Origin of the sequence: Pelagerythrobacter marensis (assembly GCF_001028625.1) — a bacterium.
GTDB classification, from domain to species: Bacteria; Pseudomonadota; Alphaproteobacteria; order Sphingomonadales; family Sphingomonadaceae; genus Pelagerythrobacter; species Pelagerythrobacter marensis.
The window spans coordinates 2,384,772-2,400,140 of the sequence record NZ_CP011805.1 but is presented as its reverse complement, the minus strand read 5'-3'; the positions used below and the strand labels follow the sequence as shown (position 1 = coordinate 2,400,140).

General features: G+C 62.4%; 21 protein-coding genes. 8 read left to right on the top strand and 13 right to left on the bottom strand.

Annotation, left to right across the window (positions count from 1 at the left end; genetic code table 11):
• Window positions 1–8 precede the first annotated feature (8 nt).
• Entirely contained in the window at window positions 9–308 is a 300-nt protein-coding gene (locus AM2010_RS11385; RefSeq protein WP_047807164.1) for a hypothetical protein, read from the bottom strand.
• An 89-nt stretch (window positions 309–397) separates the two neighbouring features.
• Between AM2010_RS11385 and AM2010_RS11380 the strand changes: the two genes are divergently transcribed.
• The 3 genes from AM2010_RS11380 to xth all read left to right on the top strand — a co-directional run bounded on the left by AM2010_RS11380 (window position 398) and on the right by xth (window position 2,072).
• A complete protein-coding gene (locus AM2010_RS11380) occupies window positions 398–829 on the top strand; it encodes a CBS domain-containing protein (protein ID WP_047807163.1) in 432 nt (143 codons plus the stop codon).
• 31 nt (window positions 830–860) lie between these two features.
• On the top strand, window positions 861–1,190 hold the full coding sequence (locus AM2010_RS11375; protein ID WP_047807162.1) for a HesB/IscA family protein: 330 nt from the start codon (window positions 861–863) through the stop codon (window positions 1,188–1,190).
• Between the two features lie 108 nt (window positions 1,191–1,298).
• On the top strand, window positions 1,299–2,072 hold the full coding sequence (xth, locus tag AM2010_RS11370) for an exodeoxyribonuclease III (protein WP_082132900.1): 774 nt from the start codon (window positions 1,299–1,301) through the stop codon (window positions 2,070–2,072).
• A 48-nt stretch (window positions 2,073–2,120) separates the two neighbouring features.
• Here xth and AM2010_RS11365 read toward each other — a convergent pair whose 3' ends face one another.
• The 10 genes from AM2010_RS11365 to AM2010_RS11320 form a co-directional block, all read right to left on the bottom strand.
• On the bottom strand, window positions 2,121–2,759 hold the full coding sequence (locus AM2010_RS11365; protein ID WP_047807161.1) for a cell wall hydrolase: 639 nt from the start codon (window positions 2,757–2,759) through the stop codon (window positions 2,121–2,123).
• 201 nt (window positions 2,760–2,960) lie between these two features.
• Window positions 2,961–3,299: a DUF1491 family protein gene (locus tag AM2010_RS11360; RefSeq protein ID WP_047807160.1), complete on the bottom strand. Its 339-nt coding sequence runs from the start codon at window positions 3,297–3,299 to the stop codon at window positions 2,961–2,963.
• Between the two features lies 1 nt (window position 3,300).
• Window positions 3,301–3,771 carry a PaaI family thioesterase gene (locus tag AM2010_RS11355; RefSeq protein WP_047807159.1) on the bottom strand — a complete coding sequence of 157 codons (471 nt, stop codon included), beginning with the start codon at window positions 3,769–3,771 and terminating at the stop codon, window positions 3,301–3,303.
• Complete coding sequence (locus AM2010_RS11350; RefSeq protein WP_047807158.1) at window positions 3,758–4,219, bottom strand: PTS sugar transporter subunit IIA; 462 nt, start codon at window positions 4,217–4,219, stop codon at window positions 3,758–3,760. The genes AM2010_RS11355 and AM2010_RS11350 overlap by 14 nt, the downstream gene beginning before the upstream one ends.
• Window positions 4,220–4,347: 128 nt before the next feature.
• Window positions 4,348–4,917 carry a ribosome hibernation-promoting factor, HPF/YfiA family gene (hpf, locus tag AM2010_RS11345; protein ID WP_047807157.1) on the bottom strand — a complete coding sequence of 190 codons (570 nt, stop codon included), beginning with the start codon at window positions 4,915–4,917 and terminating at the stop codon, window positions 4,348–4,350.
• 44 nt (window positions 4,918–4,961) lie between these two features.
• Window positions 4,962–5,651: a DNA polymerase III subunit epsilon gene (dnaQ, locus tag AM2010_RS11340; protein ID WP_047807156.1), complete on the bottom strand. Its 690-nt coding sequence runs from the start codon at window positions 5,649–5,651 to the stop codon at window positions 4,962–4,964.
• Window positions 5,652–5,706: 55 nt separating this feature from the next.
• Complete coding sequence (coaE, locus tag AM2010_RS11335; protein WP_047807155.1) at window positions 5,707–6,306, bottom strand: dephospho-CoA kinase; 600 nt, start codon at window positions 6,304–6,306, stop codon at window positions 5,707–5,709.
• Window positions 6,303–7,157: a shikimate dehydrogenase gene (aroE, locus tag AM2010_RS11330; protein WP_047807154.1), complete on the bottom strand. Its 855-nt coding sequence runs from the start codon at window positions 7,155–7,157 to the stop codon at window positions 6,303–6,305. The genes coaE and aroE overlap by 4 nt, the downstream gene beginning before the upstream one ends.
• Window positions 7,154–7,732 carry a Maf family protein gene (locus AM2010_RS11325; protein ID WP_047807153.1) on the bottom strand — a complete coding sequence of 193 codons (579 nt, stop codon included), beginning with the start codon at window positions 7,730–7,732 and terminating at the stop codon, window positions 7,154–7,156. Before AM2010_RS11325 ends, aroE begins: the two co-directional genes overlap by 4 nt.
• Window positions 7,729–8,583, bottom strand: coding sequence for a pyruvate, water dikinase regulatory protein (locus AM2010_RS11320; protein ID WP_047807152.1), 855 nt, complete (start codon window positions 8,581–8,583; stop codon window positions 7,729–7,731). Before AM2010_RS11320 ends, AM2010_RS11325 begins: the two co-directional genes overlap by 4 nt.
• Before the next feature lie 330 nt (window positions 8,584–8,913).
• Here AM2010_RS11320 and hemE point away from each other — a divergent pair, with 330 nt between their 5' ends.
• From hemE to AM2010_RS11295, 5 genes are all read left to right on the top strand, one after another.
• Window positions 8,914–9,939, top strand: a complete 1,026-nt coding sequence (hemE, locus tag AM2010_RS11315) for a uroporphyrinogen decarboxylase (RefSeq protein WP_047807151.1) — start codon at window positions 8,914–8,916, stop codon at window positions 9,937–9,939.
• Between the two features lie 31 nt (window positions 9,940–9,970).
• The gene (locus AM2010_RS11310; RefSeq protein WP_047807150.1) at window positions 9,971–10,414 is read left to right on the top strand and encodes a CopD family protein; all 444 of its coding nucleotides are present in this window, start codon (window positions 9,971–9,973) and stop codon (window positions 10,412–10,414) included.
• A 197-nt stretch (window positions 10,415–10,611) separates the two neighbouring features.
• A complete protein-coding gene (gene rho / locus AM2010_RS11305) occupies window positions 10,612–11,877 on the top strand; it encodes a transcription termination factor Rho (protein WP_047807149.1) in 1,266 nt (421 codons plus the stop codon).
• 9 nt (window positions 11,878–11,886) lie between these two features.
• Window positions 11,887–12,426 (top strand): AAA family ATPase, encoded by a 540-nt coding sequence (locus AM2010_RS11300; protein WP_047807148.1) that lies wholly within the window; start codon window positions 11,887–11,889, stop codon window positions 12,424–12,426.
• 52 nt (window positions 12,427–12,478) lie between these two features.
• Window positions 12,479–12,967 (top strand): BLUF domain-containing protein, encoded by a 489-nt coding sequence (locus tag AM2010_RS11295; protein WP_053044071.1) that lies wholly within the window; start codon window positions 12,479–12,481, stop codon window positions 12,965–12,967.
• A gap of 25 nt (window positions 12,968–12,992) precedes the next feature.
• Here AM2010_RS11295 and AM2010_RS11290 read toward each other — a convergent pair whose 3' ends face one another.
• Window positions 12,993–14,609 carry an FMN-binding glutamate synthase family protein gene (locus AM2010_RS11290; RefSeq protein ID WP_047807147.1) on the bottom strand — a complete coding sequence of 539 codons (1,617 nt, stop codon included), beginning with the start codon at window positions 14,607–14,609 and terminating at the stop codon, window positions 12,993–12,995.
• 13 nt (window positions 14,610–14,622) lie between these two features.
• Window positions 14,623–15,321 (bottom strand): dienelactone hydrolase family protein, encoded by a 699-nt coding sequence (locus AM2010_RS11285; RefSeq protein ID WP_047807146.1) that lies wholly within the window; start codon window positions 15,319–15,321, stop codon window positions 14,623–14,625.
• Between the last annotated feature and the right edge of the window lie 48 nt (window positions 15,322–15,369).

The window sequence follows — 15,369 nt, the reverse complement described above, 5'->3', positions numbered from 1 at the left end:
GCGAGACCTCACGACTGCCGATTGTCGCTGTCGTCCATCAGGTCCGTCACGCTTTCATCGTGGCCGGTGCCGCTGGAAAGGAAGACCAACCCCATCAGTGCTGCCGTCAACATCATTGCCACCCCTACGCCGAGGCCGGTGGCAATGTAGAAGTGGATCGATAGCGCGCTGTCGGTGATGTAAAGATAGACCAGCACCAGAGCCACCACCACCAGGGTAATCAGAAGCATGAGCCGCATCAGCCGCTTGTAGCGTGCCCAGGCGAAGGCGGCCTTGTCGGAATCGTCGAGCGGGGAAGGCGGTACCATTCGCCTCCCTTGGGCTTCACGGATGCAATTGGCAATGGCGGGCATTTCATGGCATCCTTTACACTTCCACGAAGGAGGTCGGATAACCCATGGAGATAGCAAGCCTGATTGCAGGGCGCGCCAGCGCCGAGATCGTGCGTTGCGAAACCGGCACCCCGGTGCGCCAGGTCGTCGGCACGCTTGCCGAACGCCGGATCGGCGCGCTTCCCGTGATGGAGGGTGGCCGCGTAGTCGGAATCGTATCCGAGCGCGACGTTCTGTACTGTCTGGCGAAGGAAGGCGGCGCTGCGCTGGACCTGACTGTCGGCGATGTGATGACGGCACCGGTCATTACCGCAACGCCATCGACCAAAGTCGACGAAGCGCTCGGGCTCATGACCGAACGGCGCATCCGCCATCTGCCCATCGTTGATGGTGAAATCATGTGCGGGTTCATCTCGATCGGCGATCTGGTCAAGTCACGGATCGACGAGGCTGTGCGCGAAGCCGCCGCCATGCGCGATTATATCCGCACGGCTTGAGGCGCGGCCACACCGTCCCCATATCCCGATCATGGCCGAATCCCCATCCCTCACCCCCGCCGCGGCAAAGCGTGTCGCCTGGATTGCCGAACGCCAGTCCAAGCCCGCCATTCTGCGCCTTTCGGTGGAAGGCGGGGGCTGCTCTGGCTTTCAGTACCGGTTCGATCTTGCCGAGGCGGAGGATGAAGGCGACACCGTTAGCGAAACCGCCGGCGTTCGTCTTGTGATCGACCCGGTCAGCCTCGATCTGGTCGCCGGGTGCACGGTCGATTTCGTCGAATCGCTTGGCGGCGCCGCCTTCAGGGTGGAAAACCCCAACGCGGCCGCCGGGTGTGGCTGCGGATCGAGCTTCGGAATCTGATCGTTTCTCCGGCGCTGCGCTTGTCGCGCCCCCGCTTTATTGTCTAGCTGCGATCGTATCGTAAGTTCGCGCCGCTTCGGTGGCCGACCTGCCGAAGGGGAATCTCCGGTGCGTATCGCCAGTTTCAATATCAATGGGGTCAAGGCGCGCCTGCCCCGGCTTCTCGAATGGCTGGAGGAAACGCGGCCCAAGGTCGCCTGCCTCCAGGAAGTCAAAAGCCAGGACGAGGGCTTCCCCGCCGCCGAGTTCGAGAAAATCGGCTATCACGCCGTCTGGCATGGGCAGAAAGGCTTCAATGGCGTCGCAATCCTGGCCGACGGTGTCCAGCCGGTTGAGGCACAGCGAACCCTGCCCGGCGACCCGGACGATCTGCACGCACGCTATCTGGAAGCCGATGTGGACGGGGTGCGGATCGCCTGCATCTATCTGCCGAACGGCAACCCGCAGCCCGGGCCGAAGTTCGATTACAAGATCGCCTGGATGGAGCGGCTGAGAGCTCGCATGGCGGACCTGTGGGCCCTCGAAATCCCCTGCGCCGTGGTGGGCGATTTCAATGTCATTCCGGAAGACAAGGACGTGTGGTCACCTGCAGCAATGGCCAATGACGCGCTGATGCAACCGGAATCGCGCGCAGCCTATCATCGCCTGCTGGCGGACGGCTGGACGGATGCGATCGACACGCTCAACCCGCGCGGGGGCGTGTGGACGTTCTGGGATTACCAGGCCGGGGCATGGCAACGCGACCACGGGTTCCGTATCGACCACCTCCTGCTCAGCCCGGAACTGGCCGACCGGATGGCCGCAGCGGGTGTCGACAAGGACTATCGCGGACGGGAAAAGGCCAGCGACCACGCACCTGTATGGGTCGAGGTGCGCGACTGACAGGGGCAGGGGCAATGCCCCGCCTGCCCCATCAGCGATGGAATTCGTTCAACGATAGAAGATGTGCGACTCGATCGTCGCCCGGGCCTGTTTCCTCCGGCTCCACGACGGCTTCACGTATTTCGCGTGGAAATAGAGCGCATCGTCCGCCTCGCTCTCCCACAGCGCCTCATGAGCGATCCGCGCGACTGCCTTCGCCCGTTTCCAGGCGGACGAACCACGACGGATGCGCGGCATTGAGCCGCCCCGGACAAAGGAGAACTGAGCGCGCTGATACACGACGCTGCAATAGCTTTCGGGAAAGAGATTCGAATCGGCCCGATTGATGACCACCTGGGCCACGGCAAGCTGACCGGCCAGCGGTTCGCCGCGCGATTCGAAATAGACGGCGCCCGCAAGGCACTCCATTTCCTGCGACAGCGTTTCCCGATCGGGCATACGCGCGACCAGTTCGCCAAGCGAAGGCGCGGTGATTTCCAGCGGTGCTTCGGTCGTTTCCTCCGGCACGGGCTGGACAACCTCGTTCTCGACGAAGACAGGCACGACCTCTTCAGTCAGCCGCGCTTCGGAAATTTGCTGGTTCTCACCCGGTTGGGCATTGGCGCCGGAACCTTCGGCGTTCGCAATCGTAAAAATCGTGCAAGCGGCGAGCGCCGCGTACATGGAAAAGCGGGTCTTGCGACTCATATATCCGTCGTATCTCAGCGGTGAACGAGCACTGGCGCAGGCTGGGACCTGAAGGCGGTTACTTACGTTTTAGGGTTGGTCCAGTTTCGGGCCTGCCGGCCGTTCCCCGTCTGCGTGCTAGCCAGGCGACCACGTGCCGCCCGAACCGCCTGCGCGTCGGAAGTTGCGGGGTTAGATAGATTGCGGCGCCTTTATGTCAACTTATTGCAGCAGGGATGCGACGAACCGTTCGCTATCCGCGACATCCACCTCTACGATCCAGATGTCAGGGTCCTGGCGCTTTCTGCGCTCGAGGTACACGGAAAATTCCTCTTTATTTTCAGCGTCCTGTTCACGAATCAGTTGAAAGCGGCGTGTTCCGTCGCGCTGGGGCAGTCTTTCGTAAAGGCGTGGGGGCTCATCACGAAAGATCGTTACAAGCAGAATCGTGCCGGCATCGCGTTCACCCTTTGCGATAACCATGCCGAAGCCACCCTGCGCCTCCGCCAGCCGGAGAATCGCCCCGGCTTCGAGATGGGCAGGGAGGCGGGCAGGCTCCACTTCAACCGGCGTTGGAGCGATAGCCGGGCAGACTCGACAGGGCGATGCGCGATCGCATGAACGTGCCGGTTCCGCGCCCGATTTCATCCCCTTCGAAATCGATCAGCCGCGATTCGGCCACCAGGACACGGCGTTTGCCGCTGACCCAGCGCCCTTCGGCAAAGACTTTGCCCACGCGCACCGGCTTGGTAAAATGCAGGTTGAACGAAGTGGTGAGCAGAAAACGATCCGTCACCAGGGTGTTGGCGGCATAGAAGGCCGCATCGTCCAGCATCTTGAAATAGATCGTACCGTGCGCCGCCCCGGCAGCATGATAGGCCGCCTCGGTTACGACGAATTCGATCCGCGTCTGCCCTTCGCCCACAATCTTCAGCTGGGAATCGAACAGTGCGTTGACCGGCGCCGAACTGTAGAGCGATTCGAGCGCACGGTGGTGCGGGGCAGCGCCTGAGGAAGCGTCAGGCAACGTCACGGTCGCTGGCGTTGGCGAGCGAAGCGCGCAACGTTTCGGCATCGGTGGCTTCCATCAACATGCGATGGACCGTTTCCTCGCGCATCATCCGCGAAATCGCCGCAAGCGCATGGAGATGGGCCGCGCCCGCATTTTCAGGCGAGATCAGGCCGAACGCCAGTTCCACAGGCATTCCGTCGGCCGAATGGAATTCGACCGGCGCGGACAGCTTGAGCAGCGCGGCAACGGGCCGGTTGACGTGGGCAAGCCGGGCGTGCGGGATCGCGACTGCACGCCCGAAACCGGTGCTCCCCAATTTCTCCCGTTCCTCGAGCGCTTCGAGCACATCCGCCGCCGCGAAGCCGTAAGCATGTTCGAAACGGCCCGCGAGATCGGCAAGCACACCGGCTTTCGAGGAAGCATCGCTTGTTGCGATAGCTTCGGGAATCAGTCTGAAATGTACATTCATCGTTCGGTCGTGATTCTGTCCAGCGGTCCGCGGATCGGCGAGTGGAAGCGTGAGTAACGCGACTTTCGGGAATTATATCCCTGCAATCCGACGGATTTTCAGGGCACGCGGCGTGCATGCCCTGCGTGTCAACGAGGTTCGACCCAGCCGATCGAACCGTCTCGCCGGCGATAGACCATATTATGCCGCCCCGTGCCAGCGTTTTTGAAGAAGAGCGCATTGGTGTCGCGCAGATCGAGCATCATGACCGCATCGGCCACACTGCTTTCGGGAACATCCGCCGTCGTTTCGGCCACGATCATCGGCGTATCGCCGCCTTCGATTTCATCCTCGTCATCATCAGGAGCGGCAAAGATCGTATACCCCGCCTCTTCTTCCTGCTGGGCATGGACCATCTGGGTGTGGCGATCCTGCAGGCGCCGCTTGTATCGGCGCAATTGCTTGTCGATCTTTTCCGCCGCGCGGTCGAACGCCTGGTGGGCGTCCTGCGCTTCCGCATGACCCTTCACCACCGTTCCATGCATCACATGGGTGACGATATCGCAACTGAACGCACCCGCCGGCGCCTTGCCGAACGTGACTTGCGATGTCAGCGCGCGGTTGAAGTACTTGTCGACAATGCCGTTGAGCCGGTCCGTCGCATGATCCTGCAAGGCAGCGCCGGTTTCGATCTGGTGGCCTGATACACGAATATCCATCGACGGTGTTCTCCGTTGCTAGTGCGAGACCCCCCGATCCCGGGTCAACTTCCCCAAAGCGGTGCATCCATCCGTTCGAGAAATGCCCGGTGCCGGGAAAGCTCTTCCGCGCTGGCCGCATGGGGCCGGGCGGGCCGCGGCGTTCGGCGGGCGGGTGCGCGTCGCATCACCGCGATGGCATCGCTGCCTGTGTTCGTTTCGGCGGGGAGTTCGAGGCCGATCTGCCGGCCGCCGGTCAATTCGACATAGACCTGCGCCAGAAGCTCGGCGTCGAGCAGGGCGCCGTGCTTGACGCGGTGGCTGCGGTCCACACCGTAACGCGAACAGAGTGCGTCGAGCGACAGCTTGGCCCCTGGATGCCGTTTGCGCGCCAGAGCGACGGTATCGATCATCCGGCTGGTGCACACCGCCACCCGCTCGCACAGCGCCAGTTCGGCATTGAGAAAACCGAAGTCGAACGCGGCATTGTGGGCAACGAGCGGGGAGTCCGCGATAAAATCGAGCAGTGCAGCCGCGGTGTCGCGAAACAGCGGCTTGTCGGACAGAAAGGCGCTGGAGAGCCCATGCACCGCTTCGGCACCGGGCGGCATGTCACGTTCCGGGTTGAAATAGGCGTGGAACGTTTCGCCCGTCGGGACGCGATTGATCATTTCAACGCATCCGATCTCGACCATCCGGTCCCCGCTTGCAGGGTCTAGGCCGGTGGTTTCGGTATCGAACACGATTTCACGCATCGGTATATCTATCGGACTCAGGCAGCCCCGTGGCAAGGGGTGACAGACGGCTTTTTTATTTCTGCGCAAGCCCCAGCCGCGCGGCGAGTTCGCGCACCGCCTTCTCCGTCTCGACCAGCGGAACGCCGGTATCGATCACATGATCGGCGCGTTCGCGCTTTTCCTCGTCGGCGACCTGGAGAGCCAGAATCCGGCCGAACTTCTCGGGCGTCATGCCCGGCCGGGCGAGCACGCGGGCTCTCTGGACAGAGGCAGGCGCGGATACCACGACGACGGTGTCGACCTGTTCGTGCCCGCCCTTTTCGAACAGCAACGGTATGTCGAACACCACCAGCGGGGCACCGGCATGTTCGATCAGAAACCGCTCACGCCGCCGGGCCACCGCAGGATGGACGATCGCTTCCAGCCGGGCGAGGGCCGGGGCATTGCCGAAGACCATTTCGCCCAAGCGATCGCGCAGCACGCCGTCCTGGCCGGTCGCGCCTGGAAACGCCGCCTCGATTTCCTCAACCAGCTCACCGCCCGGCCCCTGCATCGCCCGAACATGCGCGTCGGCATCGAAAACCGGCACGCCAGCCCTTTCGAACATGGCCGCGACCGTCGATTTGCCCATCCCGATCGATCCGGTGAGACCAACGATCGTCGGCCGCGTCATCCGCCGAGCCTCCGGCGCAATTCCGCGTCGTCCTTGCGCGGAGGGGCGGCGCCGAAGAACCGTTCGAACGCTGCGGCTGCCTGACCGATCAGCATGGCCATGCCGTCGATCGTGCCGAACCCGGCGTTTCGCGCATTGGCGAGAAACTCGGTCTCCGCCGGATCGGTCACGATATCATAGGCAATGCTGCCTGGGGGGGCGTGGCTCCAGTCGAAACACAACGGCGGCTGACCACGCATCCCCAGGGGGCTGGCATTGACCACGAGATCGCAGCACTGCGCGCGATCGTCGAAAGCGAAATCGGTTGGTTGCGCAAAGTGTGCGAGGTCGATGGCGTGGTGTTCGCCTTCCGGCACAAGCTCATGGAGCAATGCGCGCGCCTTATCGGGATTGCGACCCGCCAGAACGATGGTGAAGCCGTGACCCGACAGTCCCGAGATTATCGCCCGTGCAGCGCCTCCCGTGCCAAGCACACGGGCCATGCGGAACAGATGCGGCGCCGCAAGGACTTCGCTCAACGGCTCCAGAAACCCGGCAACATCGGTGTTGTAACCAGTCAGTTGATCACCTTCGCGAACCACGGTGTTGACCGCCCCCACGCAGGCTGCGGATGGATCTATCCGATCGAGCAGCGGGACGATCGCCTGCTTGTGGGGCATTGTGACGTTGCAGCCCCGCCAGTCCGCGTCCCGGCGACGCCTCTCGATATAATCGCCAAGCGCGCCCTCTTCCACACGATGCGCGCGATAATCTGCGGCGAGGCCGAGCTGTGCGATCCAGAACCCATGGATCGCGGGCGATTTTGAGTGGGCGATGGGATCGCCGATCACTTCGGCATAGGGTGTGGTCATTCCGGCAACTCACCCATGTCGCGCAAGGCGGCGAGGACAGCGAGCAGGGGCATTCCGAGCACGGTGAAATGATCCCCTTCTATCCTCTCGAACAGTTGCACACCCATCGCTTCTATCCGAAACACGCCGACGCAATGGCCGACTTCGGGCCATTCCGCCGCGAGATAGGACTCGATGAATTGCGGTGACAGTGTTCGCACATGCAGCGTCGCCATCGCCGCGTGACGCCAGACGATTTCCCCGTCACGGGCGATCGCGGCGGCCGAATGAAGATGCATCGGGCGCCCGGAAAAGAACCGCAGATGCTCGGCTGCGTCATCCCGCGTTGCCGGCTTGTCGAAGCGCTGGCCATCGACCACGACCAGCGAATCGCTGCCAAGGATCGGGATATCCGGCGCATCGACGGCCAGCGCTTTGGCTTCGGCCAGGGCCAGCGCCACCTGATCGGGACCAGCCGCTTTCATGCCGGCTTCCAGCGCGCGTTCATCAATTGCCGCCGGTCGCGCATCGAAACGCACCCCGGCCGCCGCAAGCATGGCCGCTCGCGATGCGCTTTTCGATGCGAGAACAATCATATCGGCTTGCCGCCCGACAGTCCCGCATCGCCCCCGCTGCGATTCTCGCCACGTTCGGAATGCAGGCGGATCACCGCCGCTGCGGTTTCCTCGATCGAGCGGCGCGTCACGTCGATTACCGGCCAGCCGTTGTCGGCAAACATCCGCCGGGCAAATTGCACTTCTTCGCGCACATGCTCGTTGTCGACATAGGACGTTTCCGTCCCCTCGTTGAGGCTGAGGAGGCGATTGCGCCGGATCTGCACCAGCCGTTCGGGTGCCGTCGTCAGTCCCACGACAAGCGGGCGGCGCAGGGCGAACAGCGCCGGTGGAGGCGGGCTTTCGATCACCAGGGGGATATTCGCGACTTTGTACCCCCGGTTGGCGAGATAGATGCTGGTCGGCGTCTTCGACGATCGCGACACCCCGGCCAGAACGATATCCGCCTGGTCCCAATCTTCCCAACCCACACCGTCGTCATGGGCAATGGTGAAATGAATCGCGTCGACACGGCGAAAATAGGCGTCGTCCATCGCATGCTGGCGGCCCGGGCGACCGTGTGCGGCCTGGCCAAGCTGCGTTTCGAGAGCCTCGGTCACCGCATCCAGCGCGGGCACTGCCGGCAGCCCGGCCTGGCGGCAATGGTCTTCCAGCGTTGCGCGAGTCTCGGGATTGACCAGAGTGAAAAGCACCAGCCCCGGATTATCCGCAAGATCGGGCAATATGCGCGATAGATGCTGGCGAGAACGGACCATAGGCCAGAAATGGCGCACAATCTCGGCATCGTCGAACTGGGCCAGCGCCGCCTTGGCCACCATTTCGAGCGTTTCCCCGGTCGAATCCGAGACGAGGTGGAGGTGCAGACGGGTCATTTCGGGGATATATGTTCTGGCATGACGGGTTGTGGAGAATATGCGGCATAAACCATGGGACAGGTCTGACGACAAGTTCGCCGGGCTGTTTCATGCCCACTACCAGCCTTTCCGCGTCGGGCTTATGGACAGCGCCGAAGGCTTGTCGACAGGCTGGGGACAGCGGGGATAACGATTGATTGACGCGCGATCCCGGCGAGTCCCGACCGCCGCAGGTCTGTTCAGAACGGGAGAAATCGGGCAGTGCGCCGCTGTCCCCGAAATCCACAGGGCCAACAGACTCCATAATCCTTATTAAAGAATCTTATTATTTTGATTGGACCTTCCTGAATGCCCGGTCTTCTCCTCGAAACCCTGCACGCCAAGCGAGCCGATCGTGTCCCGATGTGGCTGATGCGCCAGGCAGGCCGCTATCTGCCCGAGTATCGCGCGCTGCGTGCGGAAAAGGGCGGATTTCTCGACCTGGTTTACGATAGCGAAGCGGCTGCAGAGATCACCATGCAACCGATCGATCGCTTCGGTTTCGACGGGGCCATCCTGTTTTCCGATATCCTGATCGTGCCCTATGCGATGGGACAGAACCTCTCGTTCGTGACGGGCGAGGGGCCGCGACTTTCGCCCCCGCTGGTCGACGTCGCGCTGGGCGAACTGGAATCCGTTCCCGAACGGCTGACCCCGATCTACGACACCGTCCGGCGGGTTCGTGCCCGTCTGGACGCTGCCACCACTCTGCTCGGTTTTGCCGGCAGTCCCTGGACAGTGGCGACGTACATGGTCGCGGGCGAGGGCAGCCGGGACCAGTATTCAGCGCGTGCCATGGCCTATCGCGACCCGCCGGCCTTCCAGATGCTGATCGACCGCATTGCATCGGTGACAGTCGAATATCTCGCCGGACAGATCGAGGCAGGGGCGGAAGCCGTGCAATTGTTCGACAGTTGGTCGGGCAGCCTGGCCCCTGACGAATTCGAACGCTGGGTGATTGCCCCAAATGCAGCGATCACGGGCGCAATTGCGGAACGGTTTCCAGGCCTTCCGGTGATCGGTTTCCCCAAGGGGGCGGGCGAGAAATTGCCCGCTTATGCGCGTGAAACCGGCGTGTCCGCGATTGGCGTGGACGAGACTGTCGATCCAGCCTGGATCGCGCGTCAGCTGCCGAGCGATATGCCGGTTCAGGGCAATCTCGATCCCTTGCTGCTGCTTGCGGGCGGCGACCGTCTGATCGAGCGGACCGAAGCGATCCTGCGTGCATTTGCCGAAAGGCCCCACGTGTTCAACCTCGGCCACGGCATCGGCCAGCACACGCCGATTGCCCATGTCGAGGCACTGATCGACACGGTGCGCGGCTGGAGGGGGTGACGAAAGCCGTCCGGCGCCCTACATCGCGCCGATGCAGGAGATTCTCGGCACGATCTATCCCTGGCTCAAGGCAGGCCACCTGATCTTTGTGATCTTCTGGATGGCCGGCCTGTTCATGCTGCCGCGGTTCTTCGTCTACCATCAGGAAACGGCCCCAGAATCGCCTGAGAATGCCGTGTGGGCGGAACGCGAGCAGCGGCTGCTGCGGATCATCCTGGCGCCGTCGATCGCCGTGGTGTGGCTTCTGGGGCTTCTGCTGGCCTTCAGCATCGACGCCTGGAGCCAGGGATGGTTTCATGCCAAGCTCGCGCTGGTTCTCGCGCTCTCCGGCTATCATGGCTGGATGGCCGGATATGCGCGCAAGCTGGCACGGGGCGAGCGGCCGCTGGAAGGCCGCAAGCTGCGCCTGCTCAACGAAGTTCCGGGTATCGCCGTGGCCCTGATCGTTGTCCTGGTGATCGTTCGCCCGTTCTGATCCATCCCAGTTTCGGACCGATCCTGCGCAATCCGAATTGACGGCGCGGCAACGCAGCCTTATTTCGATTCCACCTATCCGGCTGAGGCGCCGCTGTCTTGCGGTTGCCGGGTCCGCTTTCCCCAAGCATGTCCCCCCGTCTTCGAACGAGGGGCCTAACCGACCATCTGGCCATCTCCACGACGGAAATCCGAACAATGCACTTGAAAGAACTGAAACTGAAAGCGCCGGCCGAACTGGTCGAGATGGCCGAAGAACTCGGCGTCGAAGGCGCTTCGACGATGCGCCGGCAGGACCTGATGTTCTGCATCCTGCGCGAACTCGCCGAAGACGAGGAATACGACGAAAAGATCATGGGCGTCGGCACGATCGAGGTGCTGCAGGACGGTTTCGGCTTCCTGCGCAGCCCCGAGGCGAACTATCTCGCCGGGCCCGACGATATCTACGTTTCGCCCAACCAGATCCGCAAATGGGGCCTGAGGACGGGCGACACCGTCGAAGGCGAAATCCGCGCGCCGAAGGACGGCGAACGCTATTTTGCGCTGACCAGCCTCAGCAAGGTCAATTTCGACGATCCCGACCAGGTCCGCCACCGGACCAACTTCGACAACCTGACCCCGCTCTATCCCGACGAGAAGCTGAGCCTCGACACGCTCGATCCGACCGTGAAGGACAAGAGCGCGCGGGTGATCGACATCATCTCCCCGCAGGGCAAGGGCCAGCGTGCGCTGATCGTCGCCCCGCCGCGGACCGGTAAGACGGTGCTGATGCAGAACATCGCCAAGGCGATCACCGACAATCACCCGGAGGTGTTCCTGCTCGTCCTCCTGGTCGATGAACGGCCTGAGGAAGTGACCGACATGCAGCGCAGCGTGAACGGGGAAGTGATTTCCTCCACGTTCGACGAACCGGCCCAGCGTCACGTGCAAGTTGCTGAAATGGTTATTGAAAAGGCCAAACGCCTGGTCGAGCACAAGAAGGACGTGGTGATCCTGCTCGACTCGATTACGCGCCTTGGCCGCGCCTACAACACCGTGGTGCCCAGTTCGGGCAAGGTCCTGACCGGCGGCGTCGATGCCAATGCGCTGCAGCGGCCCAAGCGTTTCTTCGGCGCGGCGCGCAATATCGAGGAAGGCGGATCGCTTTCCATTATCGCCACTGCGCTGATCGATACCGGCAGCCGGATGGACGAAGTGATTTTCGAAGAGTTCAAGGGCACCGGCAACAGCGAAATCGTCCTCGATCGCAAGGTTGCCGACAAGCGGATCTTCCCCGCGCTCGATGTCGGCAAGTCTGGCACCCGCAAGGAGGAGCTGCTGGTTTCGAAGGACATCATGTCGAAGATGTGGGTCCTGCGCCGCATCCTCATGCAGATGGGCACGATCGATGCGATGGAATTCCTTCTCGACAAGATGAAGGATTCGAAGACCAACGAAGATTTCTTCGCGACGATGAATCAGTAAGGAAGATCGATGGCGGCCCTGCTTCGCATGGTCGTGACCGGTGGTCCTGGCACCGGCAAGTCGACTCTTCTCGATGCGTTGGAACTGCGCGGTTTGGCGACCGAGCCCGAGGTGGCTCGGGCCATTCTGCGCGAAGAAGGCGGTATGGCGCTGCGCGCCGATGATCCGGCCGGTTTTGCCCTTGCGATGTTCGATGCGGAGCTTTCCGCTTTTCGCAGGGTGGAGGCGGAATCCGGCCCGGTTCTGTTCGATCGCGGGTTTCCCGATATTGCAGGATTTCTGCATCTCGAAGGGTTATCCGTACCCGCTGCGATCGACAGGGCGTGCCGCGAACTTCGATACGAAGGGCCGATCTTCAGGGCGCCCCCATGGGATGCGATCTATCGCCGCGATGCGGAGCGGATACAGGATTGGGATGCGGCACTCGCCAGCGATGCCGCCGTGTCGGCTGCGTGGCGCGAATATGGCTATACCCTGATCGATCTGCCGCTGGCCGATGTGAGCCAGCGAGCGGATTTCGTGCTTTCTCGCATCTCGGGCGAATTATAGCGCTACTGCGCGACTGTGCTTGCGCCCCGCAGCGCCTGCCGGCCGCTGTGCAATGGATAGAACGGCCGCGCTATGTTACATCGCTGTGCAAACTGCGCCTGTTCCTCTTGCCGGGATTGCGCTCAATGGCCTTGGCTCGGGGGATCGGACAATCCGTCAATTCGTTTATATCAGCACTGCACCTTCCCTTCCGGAGGGTGATGTCGATGCGATCGTGGAAACCGCTGTTCGCAACAACGCGACCAACGGAATTACCGGATTTCTGCTCTATAACGGCCGGAATTTCTTCCAGATGATCGAGGGCGGGCAGGCCGAATTGATCGTTCTGATGAACCGGCTCGCGCAGGATCGCCGTCATCACGGCATGGTCCGCCTTTATGACAAGGCAGTGGAAGATCGCGCGTGCCCGGAATGGCATATGCGTCGCCTTCGCCTGGTCGACGATCTCGATCAGCGGCGCGACAACTTGCGCCAGGGTCTGCGAGACGCGCTCGATCCGGAAATCCGCCAGATGGTGACGAACTTTGCCACGTTGAACTAGCCGCCGTGGTTGGCGGATATGCGAATCAAACCGCCTGGGCGAAGCTGTCCGCACGGGCCATTTGCCAATCGCGTGCATACTGCGTCGCTCCAGAATCACCCAGAAGCTGTCCGCGATCGAGGAACGGGTAGATCTGATCGATGCTGTCCGACCGCGCACTGTTCTGCCGCTCGGAAATATTGCCGGGTTCGATCTGCCAGGGATTGTCGAGGCCCATCGATACCACGAGCTCGCGAAGGGCATGCAGGGTGTGTCGATGGAACCGCGCCACCCGTTCGGCCTTGTCCTCTACCACCAGGCCGCGCTGGCGCGTGGCATCCTGGGTGGTGATGCCTGTGGGGCAGGTGTCGTCGTGGCAGCGCATGGACTGAACGCACCCGAGCGCGAACATGAACGAGCGCGCCGCATTGCACCAGTCGGCACCCAGTCCGAAGCTCATGGCCATACCGGCGCCCGAATGGATCTTTCCCGCCGCGGCAAGGCGTATTTCGTCCTTCAGATCGCAGCCGACAAGGGCGTTGCGCAATAGAATCAGGCCCTCGCGCAGGGGCATTCCGACCCGGTTGGACATTTCCACCGGGGCAGCGCCGGTGCCGCCTTCGCCGCCGTCGACGACGATATAGTCGACCCGAATGCCGGTTTCGCGCATGGCCTTCATCAGCGCGAAGATTTCGTGAGGCTTTCCGACACAGAGCTTGAGGCCGACCGGCTTGCCTCCCGAAAGATCGCGCAACTGTGCCGCCCATTCCAGCAATTCGACGGGGGTAGAGAATGTGGAATGGGCGGCGGGTGAAATGCAGTCCTTCCCTTGGGGAATGCCGCGCGTTCTGGCGATTTCCGCGGTAACTTTCGCGCCCGGCAGAACACCGCCATGCCCCGGCTTGGCCCCCTGGCTCAGCTTGATTTCGACCATCTTCACTTGGTCGATCTGGGCGTTATCGGCGAAACGGGCAGGATCGAACCGCCCCTCGCCATCGCGGCATCCGAAATAGCCGCTGCCGATTTCCCATACCAGGTCACCGGCATGTTTGAGATGGTAAGGAGAAATGCCGCCTTCGCCGGTGTCGTGATAGAAGCCGCCGGCAGCGGCCCCTTTGTTGAGCGCCAGCACCGCATTCGCCGACAGCGAGCCGAAGCTCATCGCAGAGATGTTCAGCAGCGATGCCGAATAGGGCTGGGCGCATTGCGAGCTGCCCACATCCACTTGCCATGAAGCTGGGGCCTGCTCGTTGGGAACGATCGAATGAGCGAGCCACTCGTATTCGTCGGAATAGACGTCGAGCTCGGTGCCGAAGGGGTGGGAATCGAGTTCGCCCTTCGACCGTGCATAGACCAGCGCGCGCTCATCATGGTTGAAGGGGCGCCCTTCCAGATCCCCTTCCACCACATAGGCGCGGGCATAGGGGCGCAAGTCCTCCATGATCCAGCGCACCCGTGCGAGCAGGGGGTAATTGCGCCGGAGCGTATGTTTGCGCTGCACGAAATCCCACACCGCCAGCGCAAGCAGGGGAAGGGTGGCGATTAGTCCCCACCGCAGCGGCCCCCAGATCGCGAGCAAAACCGATAGAAGGAGCAGCCCGATCGGTGCCGCAAAACGGCCAACGATCTTGCCTGAGAACCGCCAGGGCGCGCGATTGATCATGGCTGCGCGGTTCTCAGCCGAGATGCCGGGAAAAGAAATCAGCCGTACGGGAATCCGCCAGTTCTGCCCCTTCATCATTGCGGCGCTTGCCGAATTCGGTTGCAAAGCCGTGATTGAGCCCGGGGTAGTCGTGCAGGGTCACCTTGGGATGATCGTCGAGCCCTTCATGCATAGCTGTCTGGGCCTTGGCGTCGACGAAACCGTCGTCGGTCGGGATATGGAGCATTAGCGGGCGAGCGATCGCATGCTTTTCGCGCAGGAGGTTGTCGATTCCGACGGCATAGTATCCGACCGAGGCGTCGATATCGGTACGGGCGGCCGTCATGTAGGCGAGCCGGCCACCGAGACAGTATCCGACCGCGCCAACTTTCTCCACGCCTTCGCTGCCCCGGACCCAGTGAATCGTCGCTTCGATATCACGGATGCCGGTATCCTGATCGAACTGCCCCATCAGATCGAGCGCGCGCTTGAACTCGGGCTCGATGTCGGGGTCGAGCTCAACCCCGGGCTCGAGGCGCCAGAACAGATCTGGCGCGACCGCGAGATAGCCATCTTCGGCCAGCCGATCGCACTTGCGCCGGATGCCTGCGTTCACACCGAAAATCTCCTGAATCACTATGATCGCGGCGCGCGGCGCGCCCGCGGGACGGGCCACATATGCCGAAAAGCTGCCGGAGCCCGAAAGAGTTTCGATGGTGGCGGTCTCGCTCATGTCCCTTGTCCTTCTGTCGTTTGCGCCATCGGATGCGCTGCTATTCGC